An 18333-nucleotide genomic window follows, 5' to 3' on the forward strand; every position below is an offset into this window, starting at 1 on the left:
GGCGGGCGCGGGCGCAGGCGCGGCGAGCACGGGCGCAGGCGCGGCGGGCGCGGGCGCGAGCGCGGGCGCGGGCGCGGCGGGCGGATGCGATGCGCTCATCGCAACGTCCCCAGCGCGGCGGCGACGGCGGTCGCGGCGACCGCGGCGTCGGCGACATCGACCGCCTCCGCGGGGCTGTGGCTGACGCCGCTCGGGTTGCGCACGAGCACCATCCCCGCCGGCACCCGCTCCGCCAGCACGCCGGCGTCGTGGCCGGCGAAGCAGACCTGCTGCGGGACCGACCCACCCACCGCGCCCTCCAGCGCCTCCCGCACGCGCGCGTCGAAGCGGATGCCGGGGCTGCGCGAGGCGGTGCTCAGGCGGATCTCGACGCGGCGCTCCAGCGCAAGCGCCGCCGCGTGCTCGTCCAGCGCGGCGCGCCAGGCGTCGACCGCGGCGATCTCCGGAGCACGGGCGTCGAGCCACAGCCGCACCGCGCCCGGGATCGTGCTGAGCGCGTTCGGCTCGACCAGCAGCCTGGTCGGCGTCACGACGAAGCGCGCGTCGGCACCCGCAAGCTCCTCCGCCGCGACGATCAGCCGCGCGGCGGCCGCGAGCGCGTCGCGGCGCTCGGAGCGTCGCGTCGTACCGGCATGGTCGGCCTCGCCGTCGATCTCGACCGCCACGCGCGTCCGTCCGGCGAGCGCGGAGACGACGCCGATCGGCGCGCCCGCCTCCGCCAGCTCGCGGCTCTGGTCGATGTGGATCTCGACGAACGCCGCGACTCTCGCGAGCGCGCTCGGCGCATCGGCGAGGCGCGCCGGGTCGACGCCGAACGCGCGCATCGCCGCAGCCATCGTGACGGCGCCGGCGTCGGCGCGCGCGAGCGCCTCGGCCGCGTCGAGCCGGCCGACGAGCGCGCGGCTGCCGAATGTCGGCGTGTTGAAGCGGCCGCCCTCCTCGTCGGCGAACGAGATCACCGCCAGCGGCAGCTCGCCGGAGACCGCCTCCGCGACCGCGAAGGCGCAGGCGACGCCGAGCGCGCCGTCCCAGCGGCCGCCGGCGGCGACCGTGTCGAGGTGCGAGCCGACCGCGAGCCACGGCGGCGGCGTGCGCGGGCAGGCCCAGAGGTTGCCGGCGAGGTCGCGCTCGACCGACAGCCCGAGCGCCTCCGCCTGCGCGGCGAACCACTCCCCCGCCGCGCGATCCTCGGCCGTCCAGGCGAGCCGGTGAAAGCCGTCCGCGCGCCGCCCGATCGCGTCGAGCCCCGCCAGCCGCGCCTCGATCGCAGCAGCGGCGATCACGACGCCAACCGCCAATCGACGTCGAGGCCGAGCCGCACCTGCGCGATCGCCCTCCAGCCGCCGACGGGGCGAATCCGCACCGACGCGATCACGCGCTCAGCCGCCACGCGCAGTCGGGCCGGACGTGGACCAGGCGCCCGCCGGCGAAGGCGAACGCGACCGGGTTGTGGCCGAAGCGGTACGGGACGCTCTCGATCGGGCCGTCGAGCACGAGCACGTCGGCGCGCTTGCCGACCTCGAGCGAGCCGGTCTCGTGCGAGCGGCGCAGCACCCAGGCGGCGTTGAGCGTCGCCGCCAGCAGCGCCTCGCGCGGCGTCCAGCGGTAGCGCCGCACGGCGAGGCCGATCGCCAGCGGCAGCGAGACGATCGGCGAGGTGCCCGGGTTGGCGTCGGTCGCGAGCACCGCGATCGCGCCCGCGTCGGCGAGCGCGCGGCCGGGCGCGAGCGGCTCCTCGCCGAGGAACTCAGCGCCCGGCAGCAGCACCGCGGCGCACTCGGCCGCCGCGAGCGCGCGCAGGTCGTCCGGGTGGAGGCAGGCGAGATGGTCGACCGAGCGGGCGCCCGCGCGCAGCGCGACCGGCACCGAGCGGTGCTGCGCGAACTGCTCGACGTGCGCGCGCAGGTCGAGCCCGTGCTCCGCCGCGAGCGCTCCGACCCGCTCCAGGTGGGCGTTCGTGAAGGCGACCGACTCGACGTAGACGTCGAGCGCCTGCACGCGCGTCGCGAGCGGCGCCGCCTCCCCCGCGGCGCCGGACGTCTGCACGCCCGTCGCCCCGAGCATCGCCGGCAGCGCCGCCTCGATCGCGTCGAGCCAGCCGTCAGCGTCGAAGCCGTCGGGCACCGCGTGCGCGACCAGTGCGGTCGAGCAGACCTCCTGCGCGACCCGGCCCGCGAGCGCGCCCGCGAGCCGCAGCGCGCGCGTCTCGGCGTCGATCGAGAGGCCGTAGCCGCTCTTGGTCTCGAACGTCGTCGTGCCGTGCGCGAGCATCTCCGCCGCCAGGCCGCCGGCCTGCGCGAGCACCTGCTCGTCGTCGGCCTCGGCGAGAGCGCGCGCGGAGGAGCGGATCCCGCCGCCTGCCCGCGCGATCTCCTCGTACGGCCGGCCGGCGACCTTGAGCGCGTACTCGTCCGCCCGCCAGCCGGCGAACGGCAGGTGCGTGTGGCAGTCGACGAAGCCCGGCACGACCGCGCAGCCGCGCGCGTCGATCCGCTGCGCGGCGCCGCGGGAGGCCTCCAGCGCCGCGATCCGCCCGTCGTCGCCGAGCGTCAGCGACCCCGGCTCCGCGCGCAGCTCCCCCGCGCGGTCGAGCCGCAGGTACGGCAGGCCGTCCTGCGGCGGGCGCAGCAGCTGCGCCGCGCCCTCGATCGAGGTCGAGATCGGGACCGACATCAGCTCACGCCGGCTCCGCGGCGGCGAGCATCGGCATCCGCACGCCCTGCTCGCGCGCGAACTCCACCGCCCGCGGGTAGCCGGCGTCGGCGTGGCGCACGACGCCCATCCCGGGATCGGCCGTCAGCACCCGCTCGATCCGCGCCGCGGCCGCGGGCGTGCCGTCGGCGACGATCACCTGCCCGGCGTGGATCGACTTGCCCATCCCGACCCCGCCGCCGTGGTGGATCGAGACCCAGCTCGCGCCGCAGGCGGTGTTCAGCAGCGCGTTCAGCAGCGGCCAGTCGGCGACGGCGTCGGAGCCGTCGCGCATCGCCTCGGTCTCGCGCTGCGGCGAGGCGACCGAGCCGGCGTCGAGGTGGTCGCGGCCGATCACGATCGGCGCGCGCAGCTCGCCGCTGGCGACCATCTCGTTGAAGCGCAGGCCGGCGCGGTGGCGCTCGCCGTAGCCGAGCCAGCAGATCCGCGCCGGCAGCCCCTGGAACTGCACCTTCTCCTGCGCGAGGCGGATCCAGTCGGCGATCTGCCGCTGGTCGCCGAAGAGGTCGAGGATCGCCGCGTCGGTGCGCGCGATGTCCTCCGGATCGCCCGACAGCGCGACCCAGCGGAACGGTCCCTTGCCCTCGCAGAAGAGCGGCCGGATGTAGGCCGGCACGAAGCCGGGGTAGGAGAACGCCTGCGCGTCGCCGTGCTCGGCCGCGAGCCCGCGCAGCGCGTTGCCGTAGTCGAACGCCTCCGCCCCGCGCGCGGCCAGCGCGCGGATCGCGCCGACGTGCGCGAGCGCGCTCGTGCCGACGCGCGCGAGGTAGTCGCCGGGGTCGCGCTGGCGCAGCGCGTCGGCCTGCTCGACGGTCAGCCCGGCGGGCACGTAGCCGTTGAGCGGGTCGTGCGCCGAGGTCTGGTCGGTCACGACGTCGACGTGGACGCCGCGCTCGACCAGCAGCGGGACGATCTCGGCCGCGTTGCCGAGCAGCCCGACCGACAGCGGCCGGCCCTCCGCCGCGGCCGCCTGCAGCCGCGCGAGCGCGTCGTCGAGGTCGGCGGCGCGCTCGTCGAGGTAGCGCTCCGCGATCCGCCGCTCGATCCGCTGCAGGTCGACCTCGACGCAGAGCGCCGTGCCGCCGCACATCGTCACCGCCAGCGGCTGCGCGGCGCCCATCCCGCCGAGGCCGGCGGTGACGACCAGCCGCCCCTTCAGCGACCCGCCGAAGCGCTTGCGCGCGACCGCCGCGAACGTCTCGTAGGTGCCCTGCAGGATCCCCTGGCTGCCGATGTAGACCCACGAGCCGGCGGTCATCTGGCCGTACATCATCAGCCCAGCCGCATCCAGCTCGCGGAACGTCTCCCAGTTGGCCCAGTCGCCGACGAGGTTCGAGTTGGCCAGCAGCACGCGCGGCGCGTCGGCGTGCGTGCGGAAGACGGCGACCGGCTTGCCCGACTGCACCAGCAGCGTCTCGTCGTCGCCGAGCCGCGTCAGCTCGCGCTTGATCGCCTCGTAGCTGGCGTGGTCGCGCGCCGCCTTGCCGATCCCGCCGTAGACGATCAGCTCCGCCGGCTTCTCGGCGACGTCGGGATGGAGGTTGTTCTCCAGCATGCGCAGCGCGGCCTCCTGCTGCCAGCCGCGGCAGCGCATGCCGGTCTCTCGCGGGGTCTCGGGCATGGGCGCCATTCTGGGTCGGCGCCCGCCCCGCCGGCAAGCGCGACCCCGTCCTTCTGTCTCGGATCCGAGACGCTCACTCCGGCAGCACGATCGCCTTGCCGGACAGCTCGCCGCTGGCGGCGCGCGCGTGCAGCGCGGGCAGCTCGGCCAGCGCCACCCGCTCGGCGACCTCGACGCGCAGCTCGCCGGCCTCGACCAGCGCCGACAGCTGCGCGAGCTGCTCCGCGTCGCTGCGGACGAAGACGCCGACGGCGCGCACGCCGCGCTGCTCGTCGGCCGGCGTCGGGATCGTCGGGACGGTGTTGACGACGACCCCGCCGTCGCGCACCAGCGCCGCCAGCGCCGCCAGCGCCTCCAGCTGCTCGGGCGCGATCCGCGCGAGGTTGAGCAGCACGTCGACCGGCTCGGCGACCGTGACCGCGCTGCTGGTGTGGTCGATCACCTCGTCGGCACCCGCCGCCCGCACGCGCGCGCTGCTGCGCGGGCTGGCGGTGGCGATCACGTGCGCCCCGGCCCGCTTGGCCAGCTGGACCGCGTAGCCGCCGACCGCGCCGCCGGCGCCGTTGATCAGGATCCGCTGCCCGTCCGTCAGCCCGGCGTCGTCGAACAGCGCCTGCCAGGCGGTCAGCCCGACCATCGGCAGCGCGGCGGCGTCGGCAAGCGGGATGCCGGCCGGCGCCGGCGCGAGCGCCGCGGCCGGCGCGACGACGTACTCGGCCGCGGCGCCGTCGGCCGTCATCGGCAGGAACGCGATCACGTCGTCGCCGGCCGCGACGTTCGCGACGCCCTCGCCGAGCGCGTCGACCGTGCCGGAGACCTCGATCCCCGGCACGTGCGGCAGCGTCACCGGGAAGACCTGCTGCAGGTAGCCGCCGCGGATGCCGTCGTCGACCGGGTTGAAGGCGGAGGCGGCGACGCGGATGCGGACCTCGCCGGCGGCGGGGACGGGCTGCTGGACGTCCTCGTAGCGGAGCACGTCGGAGTCGCCGTACTGGTGGAAGCGCACTGCCTTCATCGGGAGCCTCTTTCGTCGCGTTCGGTCTGTGCTTCGAATTTGAAGCACTTGCCCGACCAACGTAGCACCGCTTCGAATTCGAAGCAAGTAAGATCTGCTCCATGAGCCAGCCGCCGCAGCCGTCGCATTCGCTCGACCCCGTCCAGCTCGGCGCCTACTTCGCGCTGATCGAGGTCGCCGGGCTGCTGCGCCACGCGGTCGAGCAGCAGCTGCGCGAGGCCGGCGACCTCAGCTACGTGCAGTTCCAGCTGCTCGCGAGACTCGGCCATTCGCAGACCGGCAGCCACCGCATGACCGACCTCGCCGACGACGTCGTCTACAGCCGCAGCGGCCTCACCTACCAGGCCGGCCTGCTGGAGAGAAGAGGCCTGATCGCGCGCACGACCTCGCCCGACGACGAGCGCGGCGTGACGGCGACGATCACCGACGCCGGCCGCGAGCTGCTCGGCAGGGTGATGCCCGGCCACGCCGAGCTGATCGACGAGCTGCTGTTTCAGCAGCTCCCGCGCGAGGACGCGCAGGCGCTCGCCGACCTGCTCGCCCCCGCCCGCGACCACATGCGCTCGACCCCGCCCCGCTCGGCGGCCAGACGCCGCCGCCGCTGACGCGGTGGGGTTATCCCCCTCCCAGGACGCCCGCGAGCGCCATGGCGCGGCACGCCGCGGCGAACGATCCTGTCTGCATGACCGAGCAGACGTACGATGAGCCGACGATGGCGCACCCACCGACGATGCGACTGAGACCGCTCGGCGCCGCGACGGCGCGCCGCTGGTGGCGCGACTTCGCCTTCCACAGCGTCGGCTCGGTCACGAGCGTCGTCGGCTTCACGCTTTGGGTGACGGCCGTCTCGATCACGCTGTCGCTGCTGATCTTCGTGATCGGCCTGTTCGTCGCGCTCGCCTCGTTCTACTGCTTCCGCTGGTTCGCGCGGCTGGAGCGGCGACGAGCGGCGCTCGTGCTCGACGGGCCGATCGGCGAGCGCTACCGCGACGCCCCGCGCGGCAGCGGCTGGTTCCAGAAGCTGAAGTTCATGTCGAAGGATCCGGCGACCTGGAAGGACTTCACCTGGTGCCTGCTCGCCGGCACGATCGGCTTCGCGATCTCGTGGCTGGCGCTGATCCTGTGGGGCCTGGTCGTCGGGCTCGTGACGCTCCCGGCCTGGTACTGGGCGCTGCCGGCCGACGCCAACGTCGGCCTGTGGGAGGTCGACACGCTGCCGCGGGCGCTGCTGACGATGCTCGTCGGGATCGCGCTCGTGCCCGTCTGCGGCTGGCTGTCGCGGCTGCTGACGATCGCCGAGCTGGCGATGATGCGGCCGCTGCTGCGGCCCAGCCGCCAGGAGCAGCTGAGCGAGCGGGTCGAGGTGCTGACGAGAACGCGCGCGGGCGCCGTCAACGCGCAGGCCGCCGAGCTGCAGCGGATCGAGCGCGACCTGCACGACGGCGCGCAGGCGCGGCTGGTCGCGCTCGCGCTCAACCTCGGGATGGCGGAGGACAAGTTCGACAGCGATCCCGAGCAGGCGCGCGAGCTGCTGGCAGAGGCGCGCGGCGAGGCGAAGACGGCGCTGACCGAGCTGCGCGACCTCGCCCGCGGCATCCACCCGCCGATCCTCAGCGACCGCGGGCTGGAGTCGGCCGTGACCGCGCTCGCCGCCCGCTCGCCGCTGGCGGTGACGATCGAGGCCGAGCTGCCGGCGCGGCTGCCGCCCGCGGTCGAGGCGGCCGCCTACTTCGTCGTCGCCGAGGCGCTCGCGAACGCGACCAAGCACAGCCGCGCGCTGCGGGTGCTGGTGCGGCTGACGGTCCGCGGCGAGCGGCTCGTCGTCGAGGTCGCCGACGACGGCGTCGGCGGCGCGGACCCGGACGGCTCCGGCCTGGTCGGCCTGCGGCGCCGGATCGAGGCGCTCGACGGCGAGCTGCACGTGGTCTCACCGAGATCGAGCGGCACGACGCTGCACGCCGAGGTACCGTGCGGGACGTGAATCCGGCCCCGCACCAGCGCTAGATGCGCATCGTCATCGCCGAGGACCTCGCGCTGCTGCGCGACGGCATGATCCGGCTGCTGCGCGACAGCGGCCACGAGGTCGTCGCCGCGGTCGAGGACGGCGAGGCGCTCGTGCGCGCCGTCGCCGGCCACAAGCCCGACATCGCCGTCTGCGACGTGCGGCTGCCGCCGAGCTTCCGCGACGAGGGCGTGCGCGCGGCGCTGGAGGCGCGCAGGCGGGTGCCGGGCACGGCCGTGCTGATCGTCTCCCAGTACGTCGAGGAGACGTACGCGACCGAGCTGCTCGCCGACGGCCTCGGCGGCGTCGGCTACCTGCTGAAGGACCGCATCGCCGACGTGCGCGAGTTCGTCGACGCGGTCGAGCGCGTCGCCGGCGGCGGCACCGCGATGGACCCCGAGGTCGTCGCCCAGCTCGTCACCCGCCGCGGCAACGACGGCCCGCTCGACGACCTCACGCCGCGCGAGCGCGAGGTGCTGGAGCTGATGGCCGAGGGCCGCTCCAACGGCGCGATCGCCGCCGCGCTCGTCGTCACCGAGGGCGCCGTCGAGAAGCACATCTCGAACATCTTCGGCAAGCTCTCGCTGCCGCCGTCGGAGACCGACCACCGCCGCGTGCTGGCGGTCCTCACCTACCTGCAGGGGCAGTAGGCCTACAGCCGCTCCAGCAGGTGCCGCGACGCGACGATCTCGCCGCCGAGCGTCTTGTAGCCGACGTCGTCGAACAGCACGATCAGGTGGTCGCCGTCGACCCGCTGGACCTCGCCGCCGCCCCACTCGTGGTGGCGAACGCGGCAGCCGGGCGGAAAGCGGTCGGCCACCTGCTCGTGCTGCGGCGCCGGCAGCAGGTCGTCGTCGGCGGCGTCGTCGAGGCGCGTGCAGCCGTCGCAGTTGCCGCAGCGCTCGGGCGCCCGCTCGCCGAAGTAGGACAGCAGGAAGCGGCGCCGGCAGCCGGCGGTCTCGGCGTAGGCGCGCACCATCGCCAGCCGTGAGAGCGCGAACGTCTCGCGCTGCTCGTCGGCGTCGACCGCAGCCGCGACGGCGTCGTCGACCGGCGGCGCGCAGGGCGCCCGCGCGACTGATCCGTCGGCCCGCACCGCCAGCTCGCCGGCGTCCTCCAGCCGCGTCACCGCCGCCGTCAGCTTCGAGCGCGACATCGCCAGCGCCTCCCGCAGCGTGTCAGCCGGGAGCGGCGTGCCGGCGTCGGCGACGGCGCGCGCGACGCGGTCGAGGTCGCTCGGCGTGAGCGGGCCGGCGCCGCGCAGGAAGCGGCGTGTGCCGAGGTCCTCCGGGCGGTAGAGCAGGATCGCCTCGGCCGGCAGGCGGTCGCGCGCGGCGCGGCCGATCTCCTGGTAGTAGGCGTCGAGCGACTCGCTGACCGCCTGGTGCAGGACGAAGCGGACGTGCGGCGTGTCGACGCCCATCCCGAACGCGGTCGTCGCGACGACGACGTCGAGCGCGCCCTCCATGAAGCGGCCCTGGACGTCGTCGCGCTCGGAGCTGCTGTGGCCGGCGTGGTAGGCGGCGGCACGCCAGCCGGCGGCGGCCAGCTGCGCCGCGCAGGCGTCGGCCGCTCTGCGCGTGGCGCAGTAGACGATCCCCGGCTTCGCCAGCCGCGCGACGTGCTCCAGCAGCGCCTCCTGCTTGCGCCGCTCGTCGTGGTGGCGCTCGACCGAGAGGCGGATCTCGGGGCGGTCGAAGCCGCGCACGATCTCGGCCGGGTCGCGCAGGTGCAGCCGCTCGGCGATCTCGCGCCGCACCGGCGGCGCCGCCGTCGCCGTCAGCGCCAGCGTCGTCGGGTGGCCGAGCTGCTCGACGAGCGGGCCGATCCGCAGGTACTCGGGACGGAAGTCGTGGCCCCACTCGGAGATGCAGTGCGCCTCGTCGACGACGAGCAGCGACGGCTGCATCAGCGCCAGCTCGGCGCGCACCTCGGCGTTGGCGAGCTGCTCGGGAGCGAGGAAGAGGAACTCGACCGCGCCCTCCTCCAGCCGCTTCAGCGTCCGCCGCCGCGCCGCCCCGCCGAGACGCGAGTTGAGCGGCGCCGCCTCGCCCGGCAGGTGCCGCTCGATCGCCTGGCTCTGGTCCTGCTGCAGGGCGATCAGCGGCGAGATCACGAGCGTCGGCCCCTCGATCAGCAGCGCCGCGATCTGGTAGATCGCCGACTTGCCGGCGCCGGAGGCGAGCACCGCGAGCGTGTCGTGCCCGGCCAGCAGCGCCTCGATCGCCTGCCGCTGCCCGGGTCGCAGCGCCGCGAACCCGAACGCGTCACGAGCTGTGCGATCGATCCGGTCGGCTGTCATCGACGCCGAATGTTGCCGCCTGGCTCGGCGGCCAAACGGTGCCGGGCGCGCGCCGGGGCGCCCGGCGGCGGCGCGCCCCGCTCAGCGCACGACGCGGAAGGCGAGCGTGACCGCTCTGCCGCGGTTGCCGGCGGCGTCGACCGGGACTACCACCAGCCGGTAGCGGCCGGGGGCGAGCTTTCTGGCGCTGAAGGCGAGCCTGCCTGCCCCCGCTCTGCGCACCTGCGCCCGCCCGCTGCGGACCGTCTTCTTCCCGCGCAGCACGGCGATCCGCAGCGTCGCCGGCTCGGACAGCCGGAAGCGCAGCGCGACGCCGCGCGCGCCGGCCTTGAAGCGGGCCTTCGAGAGCGCGACCGCCTTCAGCGCCGGCTTGACGCGGTCGGGCGCGGCTCTGCCGCCCGGCCCGCCGCTGCCGCCGCCCGGTCCGCCCGTCCCGCCGCCATCGGCGCCGCCCTCACCGGGCCCGCCGCCCGCTCCGCCCGGCCCGCCAGCGCTCGTCACGACCTCGCTCAGCGGCGTGAACGCCTCGACCGCCGCCGGCAGCTTGTACGACTCGTTGACGTCGGCGAGCACGCGCATCCGCAGCCGCTTGCCGGCGTCGATCGGCTGGACCGTGTAGGCGGCGCCGCCCGCGCCGATGATCGGGTTGCAGCCCGTGCCGTCGGTCTCGCAGCGCTGCCACTGCCGCTCCCACGTCGTCTTCGCGCTCTTCCACCCGCCGACGTTGCCGACGAGCGTCTCGCCGACTGCCGCCGTCCCGGTCAGCGCCGGCGCGACCAGCGCCGCGGCCGGATCGGGGATCACCAGGTTGGTCGCGTTGGCCGACTCCAGCGAGCGCGCGCCGAAGACGTTGGCGCCCGTCACGCGCGCCTTCACGCGCAGCGCGGCGTCGGCCGTCTGGAGCGTGTAGGTCTGGCCGGTCGCGCCCGCGATCTCGCTGCAGTTGGCGTTGTTCTCGTCACAGCGCAGCCACTGGTACTGCAGCGCGAACGTCGGGTTCGGGTTGAAGGTCTGGTTCGGCATCGCCGTCTTCGTCGTCACGCGCACGACGTCGCCGACCTTCGGCAGGCTGCTGTCGCCGGGCGCGTCGACGGTCACGCTCGGCGCGCTCGTCGTCGCGTCGCCGGGCAGCGAGCCGAGCGCCGCGCCGATTCTCGTGCTCGCCGACGCTCTCGCCGGCCAGTTGAACTGGGGCGCGCCGTTGGTCGCCGTCACGACGACCCGCAGCCAGATGCCGAAGTCCGCCTCGGTCGCGGTGTAGGCGGACTCGTTCGCGCCTCTGATCGCGCTGCAGCCGGCGTCCTGCGACTGGCAGCGCTCCCACGCGAAGCCGAAGCCGAAGTTCCCGGTGCCGGCCCACGAGCCGGTCGTCGCGCTCAGCGTCGTGCCGACCTTCGCGCTGCCGCTGACCTGCGGCTCGACGATCGGGATCGGCTGCACGAACGCGAGGCCGAAGCCGCCGTCGGACTGCGTGCCGGCCAGCAGCGCGCTGCCGCCGAGCCAGTCCGACAGCGCCCAGACGATCAGGTTCGGCGCCAGCCCTCTCGTCGTCACCTGGCTCCAGCGGACGTCGCCCGGCAGCGCGCCGAGCCGCACCGTCGCCGCGTAGACGCCGTTGCCGGTCGCGGCGTAGAGGCGCGTGCCGGCGGGCGAGACGAACGTCTTGAGGTCGCGCACGGCGCCGTTGGACCCGGACGGCAGGCCATCGCCGATCGGCGCCCACGTGATGCCGGCGTCGCGCGAGCGGTAGACGCCGCTGCCGGTGCCGGCGTACCAGACGTTCGGCGCGCCGCTGTCGCCGAAGACGCGGAAGGTCGTCGCGCCGGGCGGGATGCCGTCGCCGGAGGGCGTCCAGCTGACGCCGCCGTCGAGCGATCTGTAGACGCCGCTGCCGGTGCCGGCGAGCACCATCGGGCCGAAGCTCGTCAGCGACCAGACCGTCTCGCCGGCCGGCATGCCGCTGCCGGGGCCGGGCGGCTGCCACGTCTGGCCGTTGTCGGATGAGCGCGCGACGCCGCCGGCGAAGGTGCCGGCGAGCAGCGTGCCGCCGAGCGGCAGCAGCGCCTGCACGGGGCTGTTGAGCTTGCCGGACCCGTCGCCCTGGCCGATCCCGGTCCACGTCGAGCCGTTGAGCGCGAAGACGCCTCTCTGCGTGCCGGCGAGCATGCGCGTGCCGTCGAGCGCGAGCGCGCGGACGATCTTGGCGGAGTGGTCGGTCAGCCCCTGGTCGACCGCGCTCCAGCTGACGCCGGCGTCGAGCGAGCGGAAGACGCCGCCGCCCTCGGTCGCGGCGAGCACCGTGCCGGGCGCCGGGCCGGTCTCGTAGTCGCGGATCCAGTCGCCGCCGGAGACGGCGTTGAGGCCGCCGAGCGGCGTCCAGTCGGAGCTGAAGGCGTGCGCGGGTGCGGTCGTCAGGAGCGGCAGCAGCGCGCCGGCCACGAGGGCGGCGCAGCGGCGGCGCGTGCGGGCGTTCGAGAGCATGACGGCGATCCTGCCGGCCGCGCGGCGCGCCGCCCATGGGGGCGCGCCGCAGCACGGGCGTCGGTTCTCCGCCAGGCGCGCGCTACAGCAGCCGCTCGGCGATCAGCTCCAGCGCGTCGTCGTCCTCGAACAGGTGGTGCTGGAGCATGATGTGGGTGACGCCCGCGTCGCGGTACTGCTCGACCTTTGCCGCGATCTCGTCGGGCGTGCCGACGAGCCACAGCTTCGACTCCTCCTCCAGCGCCTGCTCGACGACGTCGACGTCGCGGTCGAGGTTGTCGAAGATCCGCGCCGCGCGCCCGAGCAGCTCGTCGCGGTCGCGGCCGACGATGAAGCAGTTCATCAGCGTCAGCGGCACGTCGCCCGGGTCGCGGCCGGCGGCGACGCAGGCGTCGTCGAGCGCGTCGCGGATCTCTCTGCAGGTCTCCGGCGGGAGGTGGACGGTGTTGTACTCGTCGGCCCACTGGGCGGCGAGCCGCAGGCCGCGCGGCTTGCCCTTGCCGCCGACACGGATCAGCGGCCGCGGCCGCGCGAGCGTCTTCGGCTGCGCGTCGAGCTGGTCGATGCTGTAGTGCGCGCCGTCGAACGAGAAGGTCTCCTCCTGCCACTGGCGGACGATGATCTCCAGCTGCTCCTCGAGCACGTCGAAGCGCTCGCCGAGCGGCAGGTAGGGGAAGCCGTAGCGGTCGTGCTCGGACTCCCACCAGCCGGAGCCGAGGCCCAGCTCGGCGCGGCCTCTGGAGGTGTGGTCGGCGGTCGTGACGAGCTTCGCCAGCACCGACGGGTGGCGGAACGAGGTCGGGCTGACGATCGTGCCGAGCTTGATCCGCTCGGTCAGCGGGCCGAGCGCGCAGATCGTCCCCCACGCGTCGAGCGCGCCGCGCTCGCGCCTGTCGACGACCGAGAGGTAGTGGTCGGAGCGGTAGAGGCCGGTGTAGCCGAGCCGTTCGGCGGTTCTCGCGAGCGCCAGCCAGTGCGGCCAGGTGACGCCTTCCTGGCCTTCGATCATGACCGAGAGGAGCATCCTTCGACCCTACCCGCGGCGGACAGGTTTGGCGCGGTCGCTCTGCGGCGATCTGGGTCGCCATGAGCTTCGGACTGGCAGCATTGCGAGCGTTGGTCGGCGGCCTCTTCATCGGCCACGGCACACAGAAGCTGTTCGGCTGGTTCGGGGGCCACGGCCCCGACGCCACCGGGCAGGCCTTCGAGAGCATGGGCTTGAGACCCGGCAAGCAGAACGCGCTGGCGGCCGGCGCGGCCGAGGCCGGCGGCGGCGCGCTGCTCGCGCTCGGCCTCTTCACACCGGCGGCGGCCGCCGCCCTGACCGGCACGATGGTGACCGCGATCGGCACCGTCCACGCGCCCAGAGGCCCGTGGGTGACCGACGGCGGCTGGGAGTACAACGGCGTGCTGATCGCCGCCGTGACGGCGATCGTCGAGGCCGGCCCCGGCCGCCTCTCGCTCGACGCCGCTCGCGGCCGCGAGCGCTGGGGCAGCGGCTGGGCGCTCGCCTCCGTGGCGGCCGGCGCCGCCGGCGCCGCATTCGTGCTGAGCCGCCGCGAGACGGAGCCGCCCGCGCCGGAGGAGCCCGCGCCGGCCGACGCCCCCGCCTGACGCCATGCACGCGCAAAGGTTCGAGAAAGCTCGAACGGTTCTGCTACCTTCTTCTTCGAGCTTGATCGAACCAAGGAGGGCGCCGCATGGCCGCAGCTCGCATCGGGGTTCCCGCCCTGCCCACGAACCGACATGACCGCGCCGCGCTCGGCGTGATCGCCACCTACCTGCACGAGCTGACCGAGCACGGTCAGCCGCGCGAGCAGGCGGCGACCACCGCCAGCCCGGCACTCCCCGCGCTGGAGCTGCTCGACGGCAGCGATGACGCGGCAGCCTGTATCGCCTGCGCCGCGTAACCCGCGGCGCAGCGTTCCCTACACCCGCGCCGCCCGCGGCCGCAGCATCTCGACCTGGCTGCGGTAGCGGGCGACCTCGCGCGACGCGCGCGCGTCGTCCCAGCCGAGCTCGCGGATCGCGATCTCGGCGGCGGCGTCGAGCGCGCCGAGGCCGGCGTCGGCGCCGAAGCCGATCATCGTGCGGCGGGCGATCACGTCCGCGAGCGTCTCCGACAGCTCGGTCCGCAGCGAGAAGGCGACCTCGGCGCCGATCGCGCCGCCGCCGCCCGGCAGCGGCTCGCGCAGCTCGGGCCGGCCGTCGGCCGCGTCGAGCACCTCGGCGGCGCGCGTGCCGTAGATCCGCAGCAGTCGCTCGCCGGTCACGCGGTCGAGCCCGCTGGTGGCGTGGAAGCGCTCGCGGAAGGCGTCGAACGCGTAGACGGTACCGCCCGGCAGCGGCACCTGGTGGGTGCGGCACTTGCGCGTCTTGCGCTCGAGCTTCTTGACGAGCGCGTCGACGACCTCCTCCGCCAGCTGACGGTAGGTCGTGATCTTGCCGCCGACGATCGACAGCAGGCCCTCGACGCCCGGCGCGTGGTCGTGGATCACGTGGCTGCGGGTGATCGCCGCCTCGTCGCCGTCGGGCGCCGACGGCAGCGGCCGCACGCCCGCGTACGTGTAGAGCACGTCGTCGGCGCTCAGGCCGGCGCCGGGGAAGAGCTTGTTCGTCTCGGCGATCAGGTAGCCGATCTCCTCGTCGGTCGCGACGACGACGTCGAGGTCGCCGTCGAAGCGCGAGTCGGTCGTGCCGATCAGGTAGAGCCCGTTCCACGGCACGACGAAGTACGGCCGCCCGTCCTCGACCGCCTCCGCGTAGACCGCCTCGCGCGGCGCGCCCGGGAACGCCGCGACGACCAGGTGGCTGCCCTTCGTGCCGCCGATCATGCGCTGGTCGGGCGGCTCGATCGCGCCCAGCACGCGGTCGACCCACGGCCCCGCCGCGTTCACGATCACCGCCCCGTGCGCGACGTGGTCGACGCCGTGCAGCTCGTCGTGGAGCGCGACGCCGGTGACGCGCCCGGCCGGCCCGCGCTGCAGCTCGGTCACCGCCATGTACGGCAGCACGACCGCGCCGAGGCGACGCGCGTCGAGCGCGTTCTCGACCGACAGCCGCTCCGGGTACTCGGCCTGCGCGTCGTAGTAGGCGGCGGCGCCGCGGAGGCCGTCGGCGCGCAGGCCCGGCTCGCGCTGCAGCGCCTCGCCGCGGTTGAGCATCCGGTGGCGCGACATCGACTTGTCCAGCGACAGCGCGTCGTAGGCGACCATGCCCATGCGGATCATCCGCGTGCCGCGTCTGTGCTCCTCGTAGACGGGCAGCAGGAACGACAGCGGGTGGACGAGGTGCGGCGCGATGTGCATCAGCACCTCGCGCTCGCGCAGCGACTCGCGCACGAGCGGCAGCTCGCGGTGCTCCAGATAGCGGAGCCCGCCGTGGACGAGCCGCGTCGAGCGGCTGGTCGTGCCGGCGCCGATGTCGCCCTTGTCGACCAGCAGCACGCTCAGCCCGCGCAGCGAGGCATCGCGCGCGATGCCCGCGCCGTTGATCCCGGCGCCGATCACGATCACGTCGAACGGGCGCTCGAACGCCCTTTCAGGAAGCCGGTTCCGCATCGTCCCCTCAGTTTGGCAGGAGGCCGGTATGCCCCGTGCGGCGGGGGATGAGCGCAGGTCGTTTGGGGTATGTCGAACTCATGTCCGCCACACAGCCAGCGCCCAAGCCTGGCGGGACTTCGGTGTTCAGCCCCGACGCAGCTTGGCGGCGCACTATCTGGGGAGACGCACTCGGTGAGTTCGTCGGTACGTTCATCCTCATCATGTTCGGTGTCGGTTCCGTCGCAATGGCGGTCACCGCACTCCCCGAGTCAGGACGCGGCACGTTCGACACCGCCTCCTGGCTGATCATCGCGTTCGGGTGGGGCTTCGGCGTCACCTTCGGCGCCTACGTCGCCGGCGGCGTCACAGGCGCGCACCTCAATCCGGCCGTGACGCTCGCGATGGCGATGCGACGCGGCTTCCCCTGGAAGAAGGTCCCGACCTACGCCGTCGCGCAGGTGCTCGGCGCGTTCGTCGCGGGCCTCATCCTCTACTGGCTCTACGCGCCGTCGATAGACGCGTTCGAGCGGGCGAGAGACATCGTCCGCGGCACACCGGACTCCGTCACCACCTACTCGATCTTCGCGACCTTCCCGGCCGCCTACTTCGGCAACGTGTGGGGACCGCTGTTCGACCAGATCGTCGGCACCGCGCTGCTCGTCTTCTGCATCTTCGCGGTCGTCGACAACTACAACCAGCCGGTCAAGTCGAACCTCGGGCCGCTGATCGTCGGCTTCATCGTCGTCGCGATCGGCCTCTCGTTCGGCGCCAACGCCGGCTACGCGATCAACCCGGCACGTGACCTCGGTCCGCGCCTCGTCGCCTGGATCGAAGGCTGGAAGTCTGTCGCGGTGCCAGGCGACTACGGCAACATCAACTCCTACATGTGGATCCCGATCGTCGGACCTTTGATCGGCGCAGCGATCGCCGCGCCGCTGTACGACTTCTTCATCGGCAACGTGCTGAGAGCCCGCGGCGTCACGCCGGACGAATCGGTCGAGCAGGAGGGCGAGGTCGAGATCGAGACCGAGGGCAGGGGCGGCGCACGATGAAGAAGCTGATCAACGATCCCGAGGCCGTCGTCAGCGAGGCGCTCGAGGGGATCGCGGCGGCGCACCCCGACACGCTCAGGGTGTCGTTCGACCCGGCCTACATCGCACGCGCCGACGGCCCGGTCAGAGGCAAGGTCGGGATCCTGTCCGGCGGCGGCAGCGGCCACGAGCCGCTGCACGGCGGCTTCGTCGGGCGCGGCATGCTCGACGTCGCCTGTCCCGGCGCCGTCTTCACCTCCCCCACGCCGGACCAGATGCTCGCCGCCACGCAGGCGGTCGACGGCGGCGCCGGCGTGCTGCACATCGTCAAGAACTACACCGGCGACGTGATGAACTTCGAGACCGCCGCCGAGCTGGCGGAGACGGAGGTCGTCTCGGTCCTCGTCGACGACGACGTGGCGGTGCAGGACTCGACCTACACCGCCGGCCGCCGCGGCGTCGGCGCGACCGTGCTGGTGGAGAAGATCGCGGGCGCGGCGGCGGAGGCCGGGCGCCCGCTGGCGGAGGTCGCGGCGCTCGCCCGGCGCGTCGACGAGAACGCCCGCTCGATGGGGATGGCGCTGACCTCCTGCACCGTCCCCCACGTCGGCACGCCGACCTTCGAGCTGGCCGAGGACGAGATGGAGATCGGCATCGGCATCCACGGCGAGCCGGGCCGCGAGCGGGTCGAGCTGGAGCCGGCCGACAAGATCGTCGACCGCCTGCTGGAGCCGATCCTCTCCGACCTGCCGTTCAGCTCGGGCGACCGCGTGCTCGCGTTCGTCAACGGGATGGGCGGCACGCCGCTGATCGAGCTGTACATCGTCTACCGCCGCGTCGCGCAGGTGCTCGGCGAGCGCGGGCTGAAGATCGAGCGCAACCTCGTCGGCAACTTCATCACCTCGCTGGAGATGGCCGGCACGTCGATCACGCTGCTGAAGCTCGACGACGAGCTGGTCCAGCTGTGGGACGCGCCGGTCGACACGACCGCCTTGCGCTGGGGAGTCTGAATGGACGTCGCTGCATGGGTCAGAGCCGGCGCGGCCGTGCTGGAGCAGGAGCGCGACCGGCTCAACCGGCTCGACGCCGACATCGGCGACGGCGACCACGGCGCGAACATGACGCGCGGCTTCAAGGCGGCGGCGGAGAGAGTCGCCTCCGGCGCGCCCGCCGCCGACGCGCTGAGAACGGTCGGCATGACGCTGCTGTCGACCGTCGGCGGCGCGGCCGGGCCGCTGTACGGCTCGTTCTTCATCGGGCTCGCCGGCGGGCTCAGAGACGTCTCCGACGCCGACGCCGACGTGTGGGCGACCGCGCTGGAAGCGGCGACGGCCGCCGTGCAGAGACGCGGAAAGGCGGAGCCCGGCGACAAGACGATGGTCGACGCGCTGGTGCCGGCGCGCGACGCCCTGCGGGGCGCCGCCGCCGGAGCCTCGTTGCAGGAGGCGCTGCAGGCCGCCGCCGACGCCGCGCAGAAGGGCGCCGAGGCGACCGTGCCGCTGCTGGCGAGAAAGGGCCGCGCGAGCTACCTCGGCGAGCGCTCGATCGGACATCAGGACCCGGGGGCGACGTCGACCGCGCTGCTGCTGCAGGCGCTCGCCGCGACCGCCGACGAACAGTGAGGAGA

General features: G+C 74.3%; 16 protein-coding genes. 8 read left to right on the plus strand and 8 right to left on the minus strand.

Annotated features, from left to right (window positions below; translation table 11 throughout):
- Nucleotides 1-95 precede the first annotated feature (95 nt).
- The 4 genes from Q7L73_RS21955 to Q7L73_RS21970 form a co-directional block, all read right to left on the minus strand.
- Nucleotides 96-1283 (minus strand): hydantoinase/carbamoylase family amidase, encoded by a 1188-nt coding sequence (locus Q7L73_RS21955; protein ID WP_304695426.1) that lies wholly within the window; start codon nucleotides 1281-1283, stop codon nucleotides 96-98.
- A gap of 88 nt (nucleotides 1284-1371) precedes the next feature.
- The gene (hutI, locus tag Q7L73_RS21960; protein ID WP_304695424.1) at nucleotides 1372-2673 is read right to left on the minus strand and encodes an imidazolonepropionase; all 1302 of its coding nucleotides are present in this window, start codon (nucleotides 2671-2673) and stop codon (nucleotides 1372-1374) included.
- 4 nt (nucleotides 2674-2677) lie between these two features.
- Nucleotides 2678-4333 carry a urocanate hydratase gene (gene hutU, locus Q7L73_RS21965; RefSeq protein ID WP_304695422.1) on the minus strand — a complete coding sequence of 552 codons (1656 nt, stop codon included), beginning with the start codon at nucleotides 4331-4333 and terminating at the stop codon, nucleotides 2678-2680.
- 73 nt (nucleotides 4334-4406) lie between these two features.
- The gene (locus Q7L73_RS21970; protein ID WP_304695420.1) at nucleotides 4407-5348 is read right to left on the minus strand and encodes an NADP-dependent oxidoreductase; all 942 of its coding nucleotides are present in this window, start codon (nucleotides 5346-5348) and stop codon (nucleotides 4407-4409) included.
- Between the two features lie 101 nt (nucleotides 5349-5449).
- Between Q7L73_RS21970 and Q7L73_RS21975 the strand changes: the two genes are divergently transcribed.
- The 3 genes from Q7L73_RS21975 to Q7L73_RS21985 all read left to right on the plus strand — a co-directional run bounded on the left by Q7L73_RS21975 (nucleotide 5450) and on the right by Q7L73_RS21985 (nucleotide 8000).
- Nucleotides 5450-5953, plus strand: coding sequence for a MarR family winged helix-turn-helix transcriptional regulator (locus Q7L73_RS21975; RefSeq protein WP_304695418.1), 504 nt, complete (start codon nucleotides 5450-5452; stop codon nucleotides 5951-5953).
- Between the two features lie 77 nt (nucleotides 5954-6030).
- A complete protein-coding gene (locus Q7L73_RS21980; protein WP_304695416.1) occupies nucleotides 6031-7329 on the plus strand; it encodes a sensor histidine kinase in 1299 nt (432 codons plus the stop codon).
- A gap of 23 nt (nucleotides 7330-7352) precedes the next feature.
- Nucleotides 7353-8000, plus strand: a complete 648-nt coding sequence (locus tag Q7L73_RS21985; RefSeq protein ID WP_304695412.1) for a response regulator transcription factor — start codon at nucleotides 7353-7355, stop codon at nucleotides 7998-8000.
- A 2-nt stretch (nucleotides 8001-8002) separates the two neighbouring features.
- Here the strand turns inward: Q7L73_RS21985 and Q7L73_RS21990 are convergent, their stop codons facing one another.
- The 3 genes from Q7L73_RS21990 to Q7L73_RS22000 all read right to left on the minus strand — a co-directional run bounded on the left by Q7L73_RS21990 (nucleotide 8003) and on the right by Q7L73_RS22000 (nucleotide 13157).
- A complete protein-coding gene (locus Q7L73_RS21990) occupies nucleotides 8003-9652 on the minus strand; it encodes an ATP-dependent DNA helicase RecQ (RefSeq protein WP_304695410.1) in 1650 nt (549 codons plus the stop codon).
- Between the two features lie 81 nt (nucleotides 9653-9733).
- Entirely contained in the window at nucleotides 9734-12133 is a 2400-nt protein-coding gene (locus Q7L73_RS21995) for a sialidase family protein (RefSeq protein ID WP_304695408.1), read from the minus strand.
- 82 nt (nucleotides 12134-12215) lie between these two features.
- Nucleotides 12216-13157, minus strand: coding sequence for a TIGR03560 family F420-dependent LLM class oxidoreductase (locus tag Q7L73_RS22000; RefSeq protein ID WP_304695406.1), 942 nt, complete (start codon nucleotides 13155-13157; stop codon nucleotides 12216-12218).
- A gap of 62 nt (nucleotides 13158-13219) precedes the next feature.
- Here Q7L73_RS22000 and Q7L73_RS22005 point away from each other — a divergent pair, with 62 nt between their 5' ends.
- On the plus strand, nucleotides 13220-13747 hold the full coding sequence (locus tag Q7L73_RS22005; RefSeq protein ID WP_304695404.1) for a DoxX family protein: 528 nt from the start codon (nucleotides 13220-13222) through the stop codon (nucleotides 13745-13747).
- A gap of 86 nt (nucleotides 13748-13833) precedes the next feature.
- Nucleotides 13834-14043, plus strand: coding sequence for a hypothetical protein (locus tag Q7L73_RS22010; RefSeq protein WP_304695402.1), 210 nt, complete (start codon nucleotides 13834-13836; stop codon nucleotides 14041-14043).
- 18 nt (nucleotides 14044-14061) lie between these two features.
- Here Q7L73_RS22010 and glpD read toward each other — a convergent pair whose 3' ends face one another.
- The gene (gene glpD, locus Q7L73_RS22015) at nucleotides 14062-15693 is read right to left on the minus strand and encodes a glycerol-3-phosphate dehydrogenase (RefSeq protein ID WP_304695400.1); all 1632 of its coding nucleotides are present in this window, start codon (nucleotides 15691-15693) and stop codon (nucleotides 14062-14064) included.
- A gap of 80 nt (nucleotides 15694-15773) precedes the next feature.
- On the opposite strand from glpD, the gene Q7L73_RS22020 reads away from it, so the two are divergent.
- From Q7L73_RS22020 to dhaL, 3 genes are read left to right on the plus strand one after another with little or no spacing between them, the layout of a single operon-like run.
- On the plus strand, nucleotides 15774-16727 hold the full coding sequence (locus Q7L73_RS22020; protein ID WP_304695398.1) for an MIP/aquaporin family protein: 954 nt from the start codon (nucleotides 15774-15776) through the stop codon (nucleotides 16725-16727).
- The gene (gene dhaK / locus Q7L73_RS22025) at nucleotides 16724-17716 is read left to right on the plus strand and encodes a dihydroxyacetone kinase subunit DhaK (RefSeq protein ID WP_304695397.1); all 993 of its coding nucleotides are present in this window, start codon (nucleotides 16724-16726) and stop codon (nucleotides 17714-17716) included. The genes Q7L73_RS22020 and dhaK overlap by 4 nt, the downstream gene beginning before the upstream one ends.
- A complete protein-coding gene (dhaL, locus tag Q7L73_RS22030) occupies nucleotides 17717-18328 on the plus strand; it encodes a dihydroxyacetone kinase subunit DhaL (RefSeq protein WP_304695395.1) in 612 nt (203 codons plus the stop codon).
- The last annotated feature ends 5 nt before the right edge of the window (nucleotides 18329-18333 follow it).

It is taken from the genome of Conexibacter sp. CPCC 205762 (genome assembly GCF_030646155.1).
Taxonomy (GTDB): Bacteria; Actinomycetota; Thermoleophilia; order Solirubrobacterales; family Solirubrobacteraceae; genus Conexibacter.

Coding starts and splice junctions, on each gene's coding strand:
- hutI (WP_304695424.1), bottom strand. CDS start 2,673: ATGTCGGTCCCGATCTCGACCTCGATCGAGGGCGCGGCGCAGCTGCTG.
- hutU (WP_304695422.1), bottom strand. CDS start 4,333: ATGCCCGAGACCCCGCGAGAGACCGGCATGCGCTGCCGCGGCTGGCAG.
- Q7L73_RS21970 (WP_304695420.1), bottom strand. CDS start 5,348: ATGAAGGCAGTGCGCTTCCACCAGTACGGCGACTCCGACGTGCTCCGC.
- Q7L73_RS21975 (WP_304695418.1), top strand. CDS start 5,450: ATGAGCCAGCCGCCGCAGCCGTCGCATTCGCTCGACCCCGTCCAGCTC.
- Q7L73_RS21980 (WP_304695416.1), top strand. CDS start 6,031: ATGACCGAGCAGACGTACGATGAGCCGACGATGGCGCACCCACCGACG.
- Q7L73_RS21985 (WP_304695412.1), top strand. CDS start 7,353: ATGCGCATCGTCATCGCCGAGGACCTCGCGCTGCTGCGCGACGGCATG.
- Q7L73_RS21990 (WP_304695410.1), bottom strand. CDS start 9,652: ATGACAGCCGACCGGATCGATCGCACAGCTCGTGACGCGTTCGGGTTC.
- Q7L73_RS21995 (WP_304695408.1), bottom strand. CDS start 12,133: ATGCTCTCGAACGCCCGCACGCGCCGCCGCTGCGCCGCCCTCGTGGCC.
- Q7L73_RS22000 (WP_304695406.1), bottom strand. CDS start 13,157: ATGCTCCTCTCGGTCATGATCGAAGGCCAGGAAGGCGTCACCTGGCCG.
- Q7L73_RS22005 (WP_304695404.1), top strand. CDS start 13,220: ATGAGCTTCGGACTGGCAGCATTGCGAGCGTTGGTCGGCGGCCTCTTC.
- Q7L73_RS22010 (WP_304695402.1), top strand. CDS start 13,834: ATGGCCGCAGCTCGCATCGGGGTTCCCGCCCTGCCCACGAACCGACAT.
- glpD (WP_304695400.1), bottom strand. CDS start 15,693: ATGCGGAACCGGCTTCCTGAAAGGGCGTTCGAGCGCCCGTTCGACGTG.
- Q7L73_RS22020 (WP_304695398.1), top strand. CDS start 15,774: ATGTCCGCCACACAGCCAGCGCCCAAGCCTGGCGGGACTTCGGTGTTC.
- dhaK (WP_304695397.1), top strand. CDS start 16,724: ATGAAGAAGCTGATCAACGATCCCGAGGCCGTCGTCAGCGAGGCGCTC.
- dhaL (WP_304695395.1), top strand. CDS start 17,717: ATGGACGTCGCTGCATGGGTCAGAGCCGGCGCGGCCGTGCTGGAGCAG.